Annotated in this window: 16 protein-coding genes and 1 pseudogene; 6 read left to right on the top strand and 11 right to left on the bottom strand. The window is 69.8% G+C overall.

What is annotated here, in order from left to right:
• Positions 1–34 precede the first annotated feature (34 nt).
• Positions 35–265 (top strand): hypothetical protein, encoded by a 231-nt coding sequence (locus tag Voc01_RS50045; RefSeq protein ID WP_203934877.1) that lies wholly within the window; start codon positions 35–37, stop codon positions 263–265.
• Here the strand turns inward: Voc01_RS50045 and Voc01_RS50040 are convergent.
• Genes Voc01_RS50040 through Voc01_RS49990 form a run of 11 tightly spaced genes read right to left on the bottom strand, consistent with a single transcriptional unit; the run spans position 201 to position 11326 of the window.
• Positions 201–1850 carry a hypothetical protein gene (locus Voc01_RS50040; RefSeq protein ID WP_203934876.1) on the bottom strand — a complete coding sequence of 550 codons (1650 nt, stop codon included), beginning with the start codon at positions 1848–1850 and terminating at the stop codon, positions 201–203. The two genes, Voc01_RS50045 and Voc01_RS50040, sit on opposite strands and share 65 nt — an antisense overlap.
• Entirely contained in the window at positions 1847–2512 is a 666-nt protein-coding gene (locus Voc01_RS50035; protein WP_203934875.1) for a phage baseplate assembly protein V, read from the bottom strand. The genes Voc01_RS50040 and Voc01_RS50035 overlap by 4 nt, the downstream gene beginning before the upstream one ends.
• Positions 2512–3597 carry a phage late control D family protein gene (locus tag Voc01_RS50030; RefSeq protein WP_203934874.1) on the bottom strand — a complete coding sequence of 362 codons (1086 nt, stop codon included), beginning with the start codon at positions 3595–3597 and terminating at the stop codon, positions 2512–2514. The genes Voc01_RS50035 and Voc01_RS50030 overlap by 1 nt, the downstream gene beginning before the upstream one ends.
• A complete protein-coding gene (locus tag Voc01_RS50025) occupies positions 3590–3757 on the bottom strand; it encodes a hypothetical protein (protein WP_203934873.1) in 168 nt (55 codons plus the stop codon). Before Voc01_RS50025 ends, Voc01_RS50030 begins: the two co-directional genes overlap by 8 nt.
• On the bottom strand, positions 3738–5096 hold the full coding sequence (locus tag Voc01_RS50020; RefSeq protein ID WP_203934872.1) for a CIS tube protein: 1359 nt from the start codon (positions 5094–5096) through the stop codon (positions 3738–3740). The genes Voc01_RS50025 and Voc01_RS50020 overlap by 20 nt, the downstream gene beginning before the upstream one ends.
• A gap of 18 nt (positions 5097–5114) precedes the next feature.
• A complete protein-coding gene (locus Voc01_RS50015) occupies positions 5115–5666 on the bottom strand; it encodes a phage tail protein (protein WP_203934871.1) in 552 nt (183 codons plus the stop codon).
• Positions 5663–7600, bottom strand: a complete 1938-nt coding sequence (locus Voc01_RS50010) for a phage tail sheath family protein (protein ID WP_203934870.1) — start codon at positions 7598–7600, stop codon at positions 5663–5665. Before Voc01_RS50010 ends, Voc01_RS50015 begins: the two co-directional genes overlap by 4 nt.
• Complete coding sequence (locus Voc01_RS50005) at positions 7597–8052, bottom strand: phage tail protein (protein ID WP_203934869.1); 456 nt, start codon at positions 8050–8052, stop codon at positions 7597–7599. The genes Voc01_RS50010 and Voc01_RS50005 overlap by 4 nt, the downstream gene beginning before the upstream one ends.
• A 14-nt stretch (positions 8053–8066) precedes the next feature.
• Positions 8067–9893: a phage tail sheath family protein gene (locus Voc01_RS50000; protein ID WP_203934868.1), complete on the bottom strand. Its 1827-nt coding sequence runs from the start codon at positions 9891–9893 to the stop codon at positions 8067–8069.
• A 21-nt stretch (positions 9894–9914) separates the two neighbouring features.
• The gene (locus Voc01_RS49995; protein WP_203934867.1) at positions 9915–10733 is read right to left on the bottom strand and encodes a hypothetical protein; all 819 of its coding nucleotides are present in this window, start codon (positions 10731–10733) and stop codon (positions 9915–9917) included.
• The gene (locus tag Voc01_RS49990) at positions 10733–11326 is read right to left on the bottom strand and encodes a Pvc16 family protein (RefSeq protein WP_203934866.1); all 594 of its coding nucleotides are present in this window, start codon (positions 11324–11326) and stop codon (positions 10733–10735) included. Before Voc01_RS49990 ends, Voc01_RS49995 begins: the two co-directional genes overlap by 1 nt.
• Positions 11327–11431: 105 nt before the next feature.
• On the opposite strand from Voc01_RS49990, the gene Voc01_RS49985 reads away from it, so the two are divergent.
• The 5 genes and pseudogenes from Voc01_RS49985 to Voc01_RS49965 form a co-directional block, all read left to right on the top strand.
• The gene (locus Voc01_RS49985; RefSeq protein WP_203934865.1) at positions 11432–12340 is read left to right on the top strand and encodes a hypothetical protein; all 909 of its coding nucleotides are present in this window, start codon (positions 11432–11434) and stop codon (positions 12338–12340) included.
• 75 nt (positions 12341–12415) lie between these two features.
• A complete protein-coding gene (locus tag Voc01_RS49980) occupies positions 12416–13507 on the top strand; it encodes a cupin domain-containing protein (protein WP_203934864.1) in 1092 nt (363 codons plus the stop codon).
• 34 nt (positions 13508–13541) lie between these two features.
• Positions 13542–13751 carry a hypothetical protein gene (locus Voc01_RS49975; protein WP_203934863.1) on the top strand — a complete coding sequence of 70 codons (210 nt, stop codon included), beginning with the start codon at positions 13542–13544 and terminating at the stop codon, positions 13749–13751.
• Between the two features lie 159 nt (positions 13752–13910).
• The gene (locus Voc01_RS49970; RefSeq protein ID WP_203934862.1) at positions 13911–14816 is read left to right on the top strand and encodes an AfsR/SARP family transcriptional regulator; all 906 of its coding nucleotides are present in this window, start codon (positions 13911–13913) and stop codon (positions 14814–14816) included.
• Between the two features lie 993 nt (positions 14817–15809).
• Positions 15810–16022, top strand: a pseudogene (locus tag Voc01_RS49965) (site-specific DNA-methyltransferase); the annotation flags it as partial.

The raw sequence follows: 16022 nt of genomic DNA, 5'->3' as shown, positions 1-16022 counted from the left end.
GCCAGGGGCGGATCAGGAGGCTGCCGGGCGGCGTGTGTCGTCGACCATCTGGCGGAGCCTGGCCGTCGGCCGGTCGAAGGACCCGCACGAGCGGGAGGCCGATCAGGTCGCGTCATCCCCGGCGATGTCCGGGGCCGCGAATCTCACGAAGATCGCCGAGCAGCAGCAGCTTCGATTCGAGCTGATGAACGACCTGGGCGTCACGGAGCCTCAGCTGCGGGCCGCGGCGGAAGCCCTCGCCGCGGCGGCGATGGCGGCGCCGTAACCGGGCAGAGCGGATCGTGCACGTCCGGCAGTGGGCGGGTCTGGGCCGGCCGCGCCGGACCGGTGGGTTGCATCGCCTCGCCGAACTCCTTGCTCAGCTTCTTCGCCTGGTCGGTCTTGCCGTCCAGGTCAGTGGCCAGCCGTGGATTGCCGGTCACGAGGGCGTCGACCAGCTTCGCCGTCGCGGGTTCCTCGGCCACGCCGAAGAGGGCGCTGACCTTGGCCTTGTCTGCCGGGTCCAGGCCGCCCAGGAGCGTTGTGCCGGTCAGCTTGTCGAGCGCCGCCACCACCGCAGTATCCGGCGGCCAGCAGAACTTCAGCATGAGCATCCACCACAGCTGGAATACGAAAATGACGATCGGCATGAACAGGCCGAGCACGAACATCGCCACGATCGTGATCAGCTCGATGGCGTAGAAGCAGTTCTCCGTCGCCGCACCGCCAGCCTGGCCGGCGGCCGGCTGGTCGGGGACCTTGCCGAACGGGCCGGGTGGCAGCTGGGAGCCGGGTGGCCGTTCGAACTCCACGCCGCCGAGTGGCCGGCCGCCGGAGAGATGGGCCTGGACCGACTCGAAGTCGGGCAACCGCACGTGGATGCGCCGGTTCGCGGTGCCCGACGGGTCGAAGAAGGCGGCCAACCGGAACTGCACAGTCGGCTCGCTGACGGTGACGATCGGCGGGCACCCGCCCGACCGCTGCTTCTCGGCGAGACACTGCAGGTGGTACGTCGCCTTGTCGCCCAGCTTGGGCGCGCCGTCCGCGTCGTTCTCGCCACTGTAGGTCGGCACCGTGCCGAACCAGAGCGATCGGCCCGGTCCGGGCACGCAGTCCTGTTCTGGACGGGGGATCCGCCACATCGGGAACGTCTGCTCCGCGCCCTCCGGTACCGGGTCGGCCGGCTTCTGCGGCACCGGATGCCATCCGGCCCGCCCGTCCCTGCGTACGTACCAGCCCTGAACCTCGGACTTGATACCGAGCTCGGCGATGGTGGCCGCGTGCCGCTGCTCGAAGGCGCGCACGCGCTCGGCGTCGCGAGCCCGTGCGCGGTAGGCGGCGGCCACATCCGCCGCCATCTCGTCGCGGGGGTCCTCGCCCACGAACGGGTCGTGCCCGACCAGCTCCTTCGCCGCCAGCCGGCCGAACTCCCGCAGCCGCGTGCGGTCCGCGTCCGCGGCGAAGGTCACCTGGGTCCGGCGCATGACGAACCGCACCGCTACGTCGTCACCCGGCCCGGGCCGCGGCAGGCCGGCCACGTCGCAGAACAGCTCCGCAGTCACCGCGTAGAATCGCTGATGGTTGGGTTGGTAGAGCTTGCGGATCTCGGAGCGGGCCATCTTGTACGGGCTGAGCACGGCACGCAGCGTCTTGCGGTCGTCCGTGGTCCGCAGCACCGGGAAGGACCAGTAGTCCGCCGGCGTCCACCGCAGCGACCGCTGCGGATCGGCGACCAGCTTCGTCACGAAGTCGTCGGCGTCGTACTTCTGGATGCACGGCGACAGGGCCTCCACCCCGAACCGGTCGGTGTCCTCGCGCAGGCAGGCGTACCAGGGCGCGCGCAGCGCCATCCCGTGCGGGGCCGCGGTCACCAGATGTTCCCGGCGCCCGGGGTGTATGCCGGCGACATCACCATCTGCTCGGCGATCAGCGTCCCGACCTTGACGATGCCGCTGAACGTGGCGATCGGCGCGTCCACCTTGACCATCGGGGCGGTGACGTCGACCGAAACGTTGGCCTGGATCTCCACGGCGGTGACGGTCAGCCGGACGGTGCAGCCGGTCGCGTGCCGCACGGTGATCTCCTGTGCGCCGTCGTCGAGGGTGACCTCGTGGCCGGAGGCCATGGTGATCCGTACCTTCTGCGCGCCGGCGGCGTCGTCGAATTCCAGGCGGCTGTCGGCGCGGGAGCGGAACAGGCGGATGTCGTTCGCTGCGGCCGGCCGGTGCGGCAACGCCTCCCGGCCGTTCCAGGTGGAGCCGACCACGTACGGGCGGCGCAGATTGCCCGCCTCGAAAGCGACCACCACCTGGCTGCCGACCTCGGGTAGCACCAGAAGTCCCTGAGAGTCGTCGGCGTATGGGGAGCAGAGCGTCGCCCACGCCCGCACGTCGCGGTCGCCGTCCGTGCCGAGCCACGGGAAGCGCACCTCGACCCGCCCGAGGCCGTCCTCGTCCACCAGATCGGTGACGATTGCCGGATACACGCCGTAGTAGCCAGGTGTACCGCCGTCGGCCGGTGCCGGAAGTCCCATCAGGCCACCTCGTTCAGAGTCGCGCGTTCGGCGTCGAAGCGGGTCCGGAAGCCGCGTTTGAGGTCGAAGCTGTGGCGCACGTGCGTCACGTAGTAGCCGGGCCCGTCGAAGGGCTTGCCGACCCGCCGCAGCGTCAACCGGCTGCCGACCATCAGGTCCGGGGTGCCGTTGGTGGTGCCGCACACGGTCACGAACCGGCGGCCGCGGCGCAGCATCTCGGCCCGCGCCCACGCGCCGGCCTCCGCGCTGTTCAGCGCCGCCTCGCGGACCCGCAGCGTGGTGCTGGCGCCGAGCGCCCGCTCGACCAGCCGGGCGCCGAGCCGGCCCCCGGTCACCTCGGCCTCCAACACGTCGGCGCCGGCCCGTTCGTCGATGACCTCGCGCTGCTCGGCGTCGTAGCCGGTCACCACCACCTCGCTGCGTTGGTGGGCCAGGTCGGCGGTCATCCGCGCGGCGATCAGGTCGCCGCCGCGGACCAGTGTCACCTCGCTGCCGGTGCGCGCCGGTCGCGAGCGGAAGTGCAGGGTACGGCCGGTGCACCAGATCTCGGCCTGGATCAGCCGGGCCCGTTCCCGCAGGAACGCCAGATCGCTCTGGTTGAGTTGCTGGACCACGTCGTAGCGGGGGCCGGTCACGTCGGTGTCGGACCGCAGGCCGTGCTCGCGAGCGATCTCGGCAGCGATCTCGGCATCGGTGCGGTCGCGGTAGGTGCGCATCCGTCGGGTCATCCGAAGGCCCATCAGCGCGTCCTCGGCGAACACCGTCACGTGCGGCGGATCCGCGTCGCCGAGGCTCAGCTCTATCGCCGAGACCCGGCCGTCGAAGACGTACCGCTGCTGGTGTTCCGGCCCGATCGCTACCCGCAGCGCCCGGCCCAGGTCGATCGTGCCGCCGTCGAGGTGCAGCAGGTCGCCGGGCGGGCCGAGCGCGCCCGCGCCGGTGGCCAGCAGGCAGGCCTCCATCCGACGCAGGCCCTCGACGCCCTCGCAGACCTCGAGGCGGATGCAGTCCCGGGCCAGTTCGCGCATGAGCTCGCCGTCGACGGTGAAGACCGGTGAGACGACGGCAAGCGGCGCCTCAATCATCGAAACCCTCGGCGGCGACCCGTGCGGCGGCCCAGTCTGCGCGCTGCCGGATGTCGGCGACCTGCTCGTCGGCCGGTGCGGGAGGTCGATCGTCGGATCGGTTCACCGTCGGCGGCGGTGTCCGGATGTCGGTGTGCAGTTCACCGATGTGCACAGTCACCGAAGCACCCCCTTCCCGTGACCAGAGTTGCTTCTGGGGTGTCACCGGCCCGTTGCCGGTACGCGGGCAGGCGGCCCCACGGGTCGGTGGCGGACGGCGTCTCGACGGTGCGGGCGCGCGCCGACAGGGCGGGTGCGCCACCGGTCTCGATGTCGGCGAGGGTTTCGGCATTGCCGCGGCGTCGCAACGGGATGCGGCTGCCGTAGGTCGCCGCACGCGGGTCCACTGCTGCTGGCGAGCCGTCGGGAACCGTCGCCGGGAAACCGTCGGTGGCGATGACCGCGAACCCGGCCCGGGCCTGCTCCGCGGCCGCGGCCGACCGGGCCGCCGCCACGGCACGCATGGCCGCCGCGACCCCGCCGGCGGCGGCCAGCGCGAGACCGGCAGCCCGCGGATCCGCCGCGGCGCGTCCGGCCGCCGGCCCACCCCCTGTGGGTCCGCCGCCGGCCGGCGACCCGGCCCCGACACTGGCCGAACGGGGAGAGCTCTCGGCGTTCAGGCCGAGCGCCGACGCCAGCATCTCGGGGGAGCGTGGTACCGAACCCGCGGTGAAGCCGGGGGTGGCCGTGCTGCCGGACGGCGCGGCGAACGCGGCCGGAGTCAGTTGCACCGGCGTCCCGGCCGGTAACGCCAGCGGGCTTTGCAGGTCGTTCATCGCGGCCCGCCACTGCGACGGTGCGAGCCCGAACCGCCCCATCAACTGCTGCACGCTCTCACCCTGCTGGGCGGCGACCACCTGACGCGGCTGCGTGGTGGTCCCCTCGTCCGGCTCGGCCCGCCCCGAACTGCCCGGCGCGCCGGGGTCGGTCGCGGCGCTCGTATCCAGGGCGCCCGCGCCCCCGGCCACCGCCTCGTACGCGAAGTTCTGCTCCTTGATGGTGACGGCGACCTTGGCGTGCAGGGCGGTCCCGTTCGGGGCGAACAGGTCGATGTCCTCGGTGACCTCGTCGATGATCCCGTTGTAGATCAACTTTCCCCACGCGAACCGGACCCCGGGCGGCGGTCCGCTGGGGCGGTCCGCGGGCGGTTCGACGAATTGCCGGATGAGCGCCGTCCACGCACGTACGTCGATCCGTTCGGCGGTGGTGCCCTGCTCGGCGGTGTCGAACTCGAGAGTGAAGCTGAGCGTGGACGACTCCTGCGCCGGGTTGGTGCGTTTCTGCGTACCCGTGGTCAGACCGTTGCGATCCACGTTGTTGCGTCGGGTGATCTTCAGGCTGGCGGGGTTGAACTGCACCTCCCAGGCGACGCCGTCGAGCTTGGCCTTGGCGGGTGTGGTCGGCGAGGGCCGCTGGGTGTAGGTCAGCCGCTGCAGGGTGGCGTGTGCCAGTACGGTCATCGCTGAATCTCTTCCTGTTCAGGCCGTTTCCAGCCGCAGGCCCTCATGGGCGATCTGCAGCTCCTCGATGGCGATCTCGCCGGTGCGGGCGTTGAGCTGCGGGCCGGTCACCTTCAGCGGTAGGCCCCGGTCGAAGGTCCAGCGTGCGAGGACCCGCCGGTCGGCAGGGTCGCCGACGGTGATCGTGCCGTCGTAGCGCGGCACCGGCCGTACTCCCTCGACGAGCCCGCGCAGCCAGTCCCACATCCAGGTGTTCGCGTAGCCGCCGTCGGTGGCCACGAACATGCCACGTTTGAGGATGATCGGCTGGAGTTTGACCCGGCCGGCGAAGCGCACCAGGCCGTCGTCGCGGCCCCCTTCGGCGTACTCCTTGAGGTCGACGTCAACGCCGAGACCGGTGCATTCCTGGAAGCCACCCTCGCCGCCGGCGCCGGGCGGCATCGGGGGCGCGGGCTGCGCGGCTTCTTTCTTCGCGGCCAGGTCGGGCGGCGGCCGCCAGATCCTCTCGGCAGCGCGGGCGCTGTTGGTGAGGTAGACGTGGAAGTTGAAGGTCTGGATGAGCTCGTTCATCCACCGGCCTCCAGGGTGAGCCCACCGGCGGCGTCCTGCGAGATTCGCAGCACGATGAACTCGAGCGGTTCGGCCGGAGCCACGCCGATCTCGGCGACCAGCCGGCCCTGCGCCTGCGACCAGGCCGGGTTGACGGTGTCGTCACATCGGACGAAGAACGCCTCGTCCTCGGTGGCGCCGGTGAACGCCCCACCGCGGTACAGCTGCCGTAGCAGAGCGACGGCGGCGTCGTGGACGGCCGCACGCAGCTGCACGGTGTTCGGTTCGAAGACCGTCGGCTGCAGCTGCCGGTCCAGGGTGATCCGCAGCATGGTCATCAGCCGGCGCACGCTGAGCTGCCGGTAGGTGGGGTCGCGGGACAGGGTGCGGGCACCGGTGAGCCGGAACCCGTCGCGTTCGGCCCGGAACACGTCGATGCCCAGCGGGTGCAGGGTGTCGTGTTCGGCATCGGTGACAGGCTCGGTGATCAGTACGGCGTCGGCGGCGAGTTCATTGGCCGGCCCCCAGGGCAGCCCGAGCCGGTTTTCCCGTTCCGCGATGATCCCGGCGGCGAACCCGCACGGCGGGATCATCACGGTGGTCGGCGATGCGATGTCGGGGCGAACGACACCGAGCCACGGATGGTAGGCGGCGCAATAGGAGGAGTCGAAGTCGGATCGCCAGCGGGCGATGCTCCGCACCGGCAGCCGCCGGGGCACGTCGAGCAGGGCGACGAAGCGACGCTGGTGCGCGGCGTGCTCGGCAACCCGGCGCTGCCGTTGGAGGATCTCGTCGAGCTGGGTCCGGGCGTCCAGCTGGGTGGCGGGTGGTGGGGGAGTGGCGCGGACCGGCACCGGCGGGGCCGCGCACGGCCCGAAGCGGGTGTCCGGACGCGGCCGCTCGATCATGGTCACGGCTGCGGGTTCGGCATAGGACCAGCTCAGGTCGGGTACGGCGAGCAGACCGATCTCCTGGTCCAGGGCCATCCGGTCGACGCCGTTCACCTCGTCGAGCTCGTCGAGGCCCTCGGGGCCGCCGGTCGGTAGCAGCCGCGGGTCGACATCGCCGAAGAAGCTGGCCCGGCTGACCCCCGTGTACCGGTCGACGCCCTCGACGACCAGGGTGGCGAGCGCGGAGGTGAGGTAGGCATCGGGCGGCAGCAACGCGTCCGGCCAGCCGTCCGGCTCGATGAGCAGGGAGTCGTCGGCGAGGATCCGGCCGGCGAAGCGGGGGTGTCCGGCCCGTAGTCCAAGGTCGGTGAAGCGTTCGTCGCGGCGCATCGTCGGGTCGGTGTCGACCACGAGGATCGTCGATGTGATCACACCTGCTTCGACGGTGCCGGTTCGCGGGGCCGGACCCGCCGGGGTCAGCGGCGCCTGGTCGGTACGCCGCCCGGCCGCGTCGGCGCGGAAGCCGGATCGTCCCGTCCAGGCGAAGGATCCGGCCGGCGGGAGACCGGGGCCGCGCAGCCGTAGCAATGAGTGCGCCGGCAGCACCACCCCCGGCGGAAGGTCGATCGAGCCGCCGGAGTACGTCGTGTCGAAGCGTTGCGCGACGGCGAAGTCCCAACGCAGCGTGAGCTGGCTGCCCCACGCACCCTCATCGCGGGCGAGCACATCCACCAACGTCGCCGGCCCCATCCGCAGACGGTGCCGCGCCCGGGCCGGATCATGATCGCGGGGCAACGGCGAGACCCGCAGCACACGGGCACGGACGCCGCCCTGGACGAAGAACGCGTGCACGGCATACGGGAGAAGGCCCGGACCCTCCGTGCCGCCGAACCGCCACCGATAGTCCGACCAGCTGTCCACCGCGATCGGCTCGTCAACCGGTCCCCGCGGAGCGACCCCGACGAACCCGGCGACGTCGAGGCGTTCCGGATTGAACCGCAGGGCCGCGCGGGGCGGCACCCGGTAGATGCCGGGTGCGCCCAACGCCAGGCCGGGCCGGGTCACAGCGACCGGAAGTCGATGCTCTCGGCGACCAGGTGCAGCTCCTCCATGGCCAGGTCGGTGCCGCCCTTCGCGGCCAGCGTCGGGCCGACCCACTTGGTCGGCTGCGCCTGCTGTAGCACCCATTCGCAGACCCGGTTGCGGGCCTCGTCGAGCAGGGTCACCGTGACGGTGCGCGGCTGGAAGTTGCCGGCCCGCGTCTGCCGGATCCACTCGAACAGGCGCAGGTCGCCGACGATGCCCCGTTTGAGGGTCACATCCTCGGTGCTGTTGACATTGGCGACCTTGCGGACGTGGTTCTGCCGGTCGTTGCCGTTGCGGTACTCGGCGTACTTGATGGTGTTGCCGGCCCCGCTGAAGTCGGAGAACCCGCCGGCAATCTGGTCCTCACCGCCGCCGTCGCCGAGCTTGACGAGGAAATTGAAGGCGCTGTAGGGATTGTCGCGCACGGCCATCGTCTACTCCTCGCTCAGCTGCTCTGACTGTCGGCCGTCCACTGGCCGATCCTGAAGATCACGAACTCGGCCGGGTACGTCGGCGCGACCCCGATGAGGCAGATCAGCCGCCCGTTGTCCAGGTCGTTCTGGGTCATCGTGGTGCGGTCGCAACGCACGAAGTACGCCTCCTCCGGCCGGTTGCCCATCAGCGCTCCGGTCTGCCAGACGCTGAGCAGGAAGTCTTCGATGGTCTGCCGGATCGACGCCCACAGCCGTTCGTTGTTCGGCTCGAAGACCGCCCACTGGGTGGAGTTGTCGATCGAGTGCTCGAGGTAGATGAACAGCCGCCGGACGTTGACGTACTTCCATTCCGGATCCGACGACATCGTCCGGGCGCCCCAGACCCGGTTGGCACGGCCCTCGAAGAACCGCAGCGCGTTGATGCCCTCCGGGTTGAGCACCGCCTGCCGGTCGAAGGTCACGTTGGTGACGAACCGGTCGATGCCGAGCACCACTTCGTTCGCCGGCGCCTTGTGCACGCCCCGCTCGATGTCGCTGCGCGCGTAGATGCCCGCTACGTAGCCGGACGGCGGGACGTCGACCATCGGAGTCGGCCCGCCCGGGTCGGGCCGCCGGGTCGGGTCAATGATCCTCACCCACGGGAAGTAGAGAGCGCCGTACTTGCTGTCGAACTTGGAGCGGAACTCACGTACCTGGCTGATCGAGCTGTCCCGGGGCGGATCGACGATCGCCATCCGGTAGCGGAGGTCCTGGCAGTGCGCGAGAAGCCCGTCGACCGCGGTCTTCTGATCGCCGTCCGAGAGACCGACGGTGTCCGGCATGGCCACGATGGCGATGTCCTCGACCTCGCCGAGCGCGGTCAGGCCGGTCGCCGGTTCGGCGATGTTGTCGGGGTCGGCCTCCGCGCCGATCAGGTCGGCCGGGGTGACGGTCAGGCCGTCGCCCCCGCCGGTGAGGTAGACGCCGGTGTCCGGGGTGAGTAGGGCGGTCACCAGCTGGCCGGCGCCCGGCGTGGCGGTCCCCGGATCCAGCCACACCAGCGCGAACTCATCCGGCGGGTCCTGGCGCTGCAGCACGTTGAACACCGAACGCGGGTGCGCGGGGTCGAGTTCCAGTTCGGAGTACGCGTCGACCCGGTCGCCGGCCTGCACCGTGACGACCAGCGTGAGGTGCCACGCCGACGCGTTCGCCGGCGGGAACGCCACCCCGGTCGCGGTGCGGTAGCCGAGTCTTCCGTCCGCCGCCCGGGCGACGATCTGCACGTTCGCGGGCATGGGCACCGTCGCGTTCCGCGGCACGGCGGCGCCGGCGGCGGCCGTCTCCACCGCGGCGCCGGGTTGCACCCCGACCAGCTGCCCGCCGATCAGCACGTTGCGACTGCGCCGCAGCGCCACGGTGATCCTGATCTGCCGACCGAAGCTGCCCGGCCACCGGGCCCGCCACCGGGCAAGGGGGTTGTTCCCGGTCGCCGGTACCTGCAGGGATGCGAAGTTCGCGGCCTCGTCGATCTGTGGGTTCGCGCCGGTGGTCCGGGTGTACGAGAAGACCCGGGAGACGTAGAGGCGCCGGCCGCCGTTGGCGAAGAAGGCACGCGCGGCCAGGGCGACCTGGCAGTGGCTGCCCCCAACCAGCAGCCCGCCGAATGCCCGCTCGTACTCGGTCATGCTGGTCACCAACGTCGGCACGGGGGTCAGCGGTGGGGTTCCGGCGGGCACCGGCACCGGGCCGTACTCGGTCACGCCGGCCATGCCGAAGGTGCTGGTCGGCACGCCCTCGATCGACCGCGACCGGAAGCTGGTCTCCTCGACGTACACGGCTGGGGTCAGATATTCGGGCATGCGCGGGCCTCCTGGGTCACGTCAGGCGATGGCTAGGTCGATCGCGGCTTTCACCCGGCCGACGGTGCAGGTGAGCAGATGGTCGGTGGGTGGCAGATAGCCTGGCGGCGGCAGGTCGCCGCGGACGGCGGGATCCGCCGGCCCCGGCGCCCGCGCTACGGGTTCGGGATGCAGCAACCGCAGCGGATCCTTTGCGGGCGCCGGCGGCCGGTCGCGCCAGTCCGGATCAGGAGCGTGCACCCGGACCACGATGGGGAAGTCGCCGGTTGCCGGGGCGCCGGGGCGGATCAGTACGAGTACCTCGCCGCGGCCGTCGCCGTGTGCCCACCCGACCGGGAAACCACCCGCATCGAACACCTCCAGGCGCGGCCATGCCACCCGCTCCGGCCCGCGGCGGACGCCGAACCGCAAGCCGGTCGCACCAGGCGGGCACGGGTAGCCCACACCAGGCCTGAGCCACGGCCGGATCAGTCGGTCCTCGGGTGGCACCTTGGCGCCCGGCGGGTCCGCGTCGGCCGCGCGTACCTCGTCGTACGTCCACACGCTCACATCCAGCCGGCGCGGTACCCAGCGGCGGGCGGGATCGTCGAGCCGGATCCGGATGGCCCCGGGCAACGGCCGATCGTGCCGCAGTACCAGCCGCCCCCGACCGTTGCCTGCCGATGGCATGCCGACCAGCGCCGGATCGGCGAAGACCGAGCGGCGACCCGTCTCCCGGCCCACCCGGACCCCCGCGGCGGGCCGCCGGTTCACCGCGTCGACCGCCTCGACCGCCAGGGCCAGCCGGTGCAGCACGGCGATCCTGCCGCCCGGCGTGACGATCTCGTCCGGACCGGCCATCAGCGGACCTTGCTCGCGTTGACGCCGACCGTCGCGACGCGGCCCACGACCGGTTCGGGCAGGCCCTCGATGACCACTACCTTTGCCTGATACAGCAGGTACAGCCGGAAGTTCGCGGTCAGTGCCTGGAACGCCTCGCTCATCGACTCCAGCGCCATGTCCTCCGGGGTGACCTGGATGGTGTCGCCCTCGTGCCAGCCGCCGTCGATGTCCAGTAGCGGGCCGGTGAACACGCTGGTCGTCTCCAACAGGCTCGCGGCGATCCCCAGCCATTGCAGCTCGCTTTCCACCGTCTCGTCGAAGGCGGTGATCAGCAGGTGCATGCACAAAGGCAGGCGCGGCACGCCGTCCCCGCTGGCGACCGCCGACCAGCCCGGCCGGGTCTCCCGGTCGACGCTGAGCCGGTAGCAGAAGATGGCGAGAGCGGGATAACTGATGGCCGCGCCGGGCTTGGAGAGATCGTCCAAGTCCTTCGTGCCGATCAAGATCGGCTTGGGGCGACGTTGGCCGGGCGGAATCACGGTGTCGATGCCGTTGCGCAGCATCCTCTGGATGCTGGTGCCCACGGCGGCGAGTGCCTTGTATCCGGCCATGCCTGCGATGCTCGGCCGGCGATCGTCACCGGGCCGTTGCCCGGCGACGCCGCGGTGACAGCCGGGCGGTGAGACTGCGGCCTGTCGAGCAGATGGGGGTGGAGAATGACCACCGAGCAGGGCCAGAAGGCCGCCGACGCCGGCCGGATCGAGTACCGCTGTGAACTGCGGGGCCGCACCCGGCGCACTGAGGTGGAAGCGGAGGCCGACGGCATCCTCACGCCTCGCGACACGCAGCAGATCGAAGCCGTGGACGCCTACCCGGCGGCCCGTGAGCCCGCCGCGAAGGTGGCCAAGGAGGCATGGACCGTCAACGAGGCGACGCTGAAGGATCTCCGCTGCGGTATCGACCGGGATCTGCAGAGGAAGGTCCGCAGGGTCTGGAAGGCCCTGCGGAAGGAGATCGAGAAGGCGTCGCCGCCGCCCGGCTGTCAGCGGCCGCCGTGTAACGCCGACGAGTCCATCGGCGACGAGACCCTGGCCGCCCTCGCCGGCCGCGTCGCGTGGATGCGCTACGAAGCTACAGCGCTGGACACGTACTTCGAAACGCTTGTCGACGAGCAGACAGCTCTGACGGAGCGCGTCACCGCGGTCAAGTCCGACGCGGATGCCCTCGCCGACGAGGTCAAGAACGCCACGCCCGACGCCGACCTGGTCCCGTTCTATGCCCGAGCCCGCGTGCTGCGCTGGCGCTTGCAGCCCGAGCAGCTGTGGAGAGGATTCACGGTCACGAGCTATCTCGACTGCCTCGACGGCACCATGGACTGCATGCGGCGCGAGTGGCGTGCTGTCACGGTGCTCTCCGGCGCCATTGCCGAGCGCGAGTGCGTGGCCACGTCGAGGACAGAGAAGGCGGCCAAACTGCAGGCCGGCGCGGTGGACGAGCTGCTCAAGCGATACCTGGCCACTCCCGCAGTTCAGAACACGACCGGGGACGACCCCCAGGTCGGCGAGGGCCCAGCTGGCGACGGCCAGGCCGCCGCCCGTCCGGCCGACGATGCGAACCGGCTTTGAAGGGACGTGACCGACGGCACTGCGTCGATGCGTTCTTCGCCACGGCGGCCAAGGCGGTTCGTCCGGAGAAGGCGGATGCGGCAGTACGTCGTGGTGGTCAACAGCGGCGGATGTGCTGACTGGCGCTCAGGACCCAACGTAGAAGAGGCGGTCGCTGTGGCGGACAACGAGGGCGCCGCGAATCGCCGGATCGCCTATGATCAACTGTGCAACACATATCGTGCGGTCGACGACTTCCGGGCGAAGCTGCTGGGCTTTCTACCGCTGGTAACTGGCGGCGGTCTGGTTCTTCTGATAGGCCAACAGAATGAGATCCGGGAACAGTTCCTCAAACCGGTCGGGCTTTTCGGCATCGCCGTGACGGCCGGTCTCCTGGCCTATGAACTCTTCTGCATCAAGAAGTGTCATGCCCTGCTTCAGGCGGGCGGGGACATGGAGAGCAGACTCGACCTGCCTGTTGGCGCCGGCAGCAAGCCAGCGGGTCAGTTCCTCCGCCGACCGAACAATCTGCTCTGGATCATCAACGAGCCATTCGCCGCCGCTGCCATCTATCCCGCCGTACTGGCTGCGTGGACCTACCTGGCGTACTACTCCGACGATCCCGATCGCCAGCCGGGCGTCAAGCCCAGCGTCACGGTCTTCGTCGTCGGTTTTCTAGCGATACTGATCTACGACCAGTTACTCAAGAACAGAGGACTCGTCCGTAGACTATGGGGAGCACTGGCTTCATTGGTACATGCGAAGACGAATGGGTCACCGCATTGTGACAAGGCTTTGCCCGCGGAACCCGATGCCATTGCGCCGGACGGCTCTGAGGTGCGAGTTCTTTGTGCCGCCAACCGTGGCGGGATGGCCCACTTCAGGCTGGACGGCGGGCACACGAGTAACGCCGTCGTCCATCGAACCGTCGACGAGATCTGGTACATCGTCGCCGGTGCCGGCCGGATGTGGCGCAGGTCCGGAGTCTGGGAGGAAGAGCTCGACCTGCGGCCGGGCATTTCCTTCACCCTCCCGGTTGGCACGTGTTTCCAGGTCCGTAGCCATGGTGTCACTCCGCTGGAGGCCATCGGCATCACCATGCCGCCCTGGCCGGGCGAGCACGAGGCAGCCATCATCGACGGGCGATGGGCACCGACGGTCTCCGCGGATGGAACCGGCGTCAGGTGACGGCAGCGTGATGCGTCGGATGCATACTTTTCCTGTGATTGGTCCAGGCACGGAACGCGCCGGAATCCTCATTCTGCGCGCGTGGGTCGAGGAGAACTCCACCGAACGCCTGCGCGTGCGCATCACGCAGACGACGAAGGGCCGGGAGAGCAGAGTGGCCGGCGCCGGAACTGTCGAGGACGCCTGTCAGGCGGTCCGGAACTGGCTGGCGACCCTGCTGGAGGCATCCAACTCATCTGGGTAGTCCGATTTATCGCGAACCGCCAATTGCGTGACGCCTGGGTGAGGTGCGTTCGAATACTTTGGCACACTACGACGTGCCGTGACGTGACGTCATCGCTGATCTTGTTGGCATCGGAGCGACCCAGACCCCGTGGCCCGAATCGTCCCGTTGGGAGGGCCGATGGACAACGCGGTCGTCCGCTCGACAACGGTTAGGCTACTTCGGGGTTTCTCCTTGCTCGTTGACTGTGAACCGGTCGATATCAGTTGGAGCGGCCAGCGCCTGACGGCCCTCCTGGCTCTGCACGGTCGGCCGCTGACGCGTTCATTTGTGGCCGGCGCCCTGTGGCCAGATACGACGAATGTCAAGGCCAGCGCAAATCTGCGATCGTCGCTCTGGCGCGTGCAGCGGTTGTGCAGGCACGTGATCAAGGCTTCCGGTCAGCAGTTGAAGCTGGAGTCGCACGTCGTCGTGGACGTTCATGAGGCAGAGACCCGTGCCCATCAACTGCTTGAAGGTGGACGCTCATGTGGCGACGCCCTTACCGCGGCAATTCGGTCGGACCTGTCGCACGACCTGTTGCCCGATTGGTATGACGACGACTGGGTGATAGTCGAACGGGAGAGGTACCACCAGCTGCGGCTCTACGCGCTCGAAGCCATGTGTGAGCGATTGACGTCGACTGGTCGTTATGGCGAGGCCGTCGACGCGGGTCTTGCCGCGGTGCGCGCTGGACCTCTGCGGGAGAGCGCCCACGAAGTATTGATCAAAGCCCATCTCGCGACTGGCAACCGGTATGAGGCGATCAGCCAGTACGACCGATGCCGGCACCTGCTCGTGTCCGAGCTTGGTCTGGAGCCATCGCCGGCTCTGCGGCGACTGCTTCCGCTGGAACTGGTCGACCGGATGGGTGGCGGAGTTCGTGACTTGATCCTACAGACGATCGAGCAGAGCCAGAAGCCGGCGTACGTCGCGAGGACCCCCTCTGGTGCGGTGTCCTCCCGCCGGTTTCGGTTCTGCGTCGGCGCTGCGGACCTGGCCTTCCTGGAACCCCGGCCGGTCCAGCCGAGTGGTTCCGGTCAGTGACCGACGGTCGACCTGCGCGGTCCAGTCGCCACCTGTTCGCCATTCTGGCGGCGGGCTCCCAATTTGTTGGAGCTGATTCTGCGGTTGATGTATCGCCGAGATTTGACCGATTGGGCGGGAACTGCTGGCCGCGAAGGAGCAGGCGGACCTCCTCGCGGTCAACGCCATGCGCAAGCACGTCCCGCTACAACAGCGCCATCCGCCATCATCTGTTGATCATGGCAAAGCACGGTCGTTACCGGACCGTCAGCCGAACGGTCCCACCGCCGCAAATCCGGCGACTGCGCCCGGGTTCACCTTGACGACGGGTTGATCAATTGGTCACGCTGAGTCCCATGACATCTTCCTCTCAGCGCAAAACTTCACGTTCCCGGGTCGCCCCGGAAGAGTCCGGGCGAAAACTCACCTGAGCCGACCGCGGCGCGGGACGAGGTGCTGACCGACATCCAAGACCACCTGCGCGACCTCAACGACCAGCTGCGCGATCTCAATGCCAGGCTCGCTCCGCTTGGGCCCCGGTCCCAGTCGGACCCAGTCCGCCACGTTCCGTCCCCCCGGTCCGGCGGGCGCCGACGAGGGCAATGACCAGGGAGACGGGGACGACCCGCGCAGGGTCGCGCACGAGATCCTGGGTCAGTCCCACGCGGTGCTGGTCGTCGCCACGAGCCGGGACACCGTCGGCGAGTGGTGCCCGCGGGAATTGCAGGGCGCGGTTCGCGGGACCGCTGCCGCCTGACGACCGCGGTGGGAGCGGTGCAGGTCGCCGTCGCTGGCGGGGACCACGACGAGGCTTTGCGGCGTGCCGGGATCGGCGGTCCGAACGGAGGGCTGCACCGCAGGTCTACGCATGACCGTCGAACGCCTCGTCAAGGTGCGGAACGTCTGGAGTCGCGGCGACCAAACGAACGAAGGCTTCTGACCCGGCTGAAGACGGCGGCCGGCTGGGCACAGACCGCGCTGGGCAGCCCCGCCAGCGTGATCCCCGGTGCCGAGATGGCCGGCATCGGCACCGTCATCGTCGAAGCCATCCACCTGGGCCGACACGGTATCGGCGTCGAGTACGAACCCCGCTGGACGGCCCTGGCCGCCCGACAACATCCACCTCGCCCAGACTCACGGCGCAACCGGAACCGGCGAGGTCTACCAGGGCGACTCCACCCAGCTGCCCGCGCTGCCGCCCGCGTCGCTGCGGGGCAGTGTCGCGCT

Source organism: Virgisporangium ochraceum, assembly GCF_016863655.1.
Taxonomy (GTDB): Bacteria; Actinomycetota; Actinomycetes; order Mycobacteriales; family Micromonosporaceae; genus Virgisporangium; species Virgisporangium ochraceum.
This window is presented reverse-complemented; position numbering and strand designations above follow the sequence as displayed.

Excerpts from the sequence above, each read along its gene's own strand:
- Voc01_RS50035 (WP_203934875.1), bottom strand. The coding sequence starts at position 2,512 with ATGGGACTTCCGGCACCGGCCGACGGCGGTACACCTGGCTACTACGGC.
- Voc01_RS50030 (WP_203934874.1), bottom strand. The coding sequence starts at position 3,597 with ATGATTGAGGCGCCGCTTGCCGTCGTCTCACCGGTCTTCACCGTCGAC.
- Voc01_RS50020 (WP_203934872.1), bottom strand. The coding sequence starts at position 5,096 with ATGACCGTACTGGCACACGCCACCCTGCAGCGGCTGACCTACACCCAG.
- Voc01_RS50015 (WP_203934871.1), bottom strand. The coding sequence starts at position 5,666 with ATGAACGAGCTCATCCAGACCTTCAACTTCCACGTCTACCTCACCAAC.
- Voc01_RS50005 (WP_203934869.1), bottom strand. The coding sequence starts at position 8,052 with ATGGCCGTGCGCGACAATCCCTACAGCGCCTTCAATTTCCTCGTCAAG.
- Voc01_RS50000 (WP_203934868.1), bottom strand. The coding sequence starts at position 9,893 with ATGCCCGAATATCTGACCCCAGCCGTGTACGTCGAGGAGACCAGCTTC.
- Voc01_RS49995 (WP_203934867.1), bottom strand. The coding sequence starts at position 10,733 with ATGGCCGGTCCGGACGAGATCGTCACGCCGGGCGGCAGGATCGCCGTG.
- Voc01_RS49990 (WP_203934866.1), bottom strand. The coding sequence starts at position 11,326 with ATGGCCGGATACAAGGCACTCGCCGCCGTGGGCACCAGCATCCAGAGG.
- Voc01_RS49985 (WP_203934865.1), top strand. The coding sequence starts at position 11,432 with ATGACCACCGAGCAGGGCCAGAAGGCCGCCGACGCCGGCCGGATCGAG.
- Voc01_RS49980 (WP_203934864.1), top strand. The coding sequence starts at position 12,416 with ATGCGGCAGTACGTCGTGGTGGTCAACAGCGGCGGATGTGCTGACTGG.
- Voc01_RS49970 (WP_203934862.1), top strand. The coding sequence starts at position 13,911 with ATGGACAACGCGGTCGTCCGCTCGACAACGGTTAGGCTACTTCGGGGT.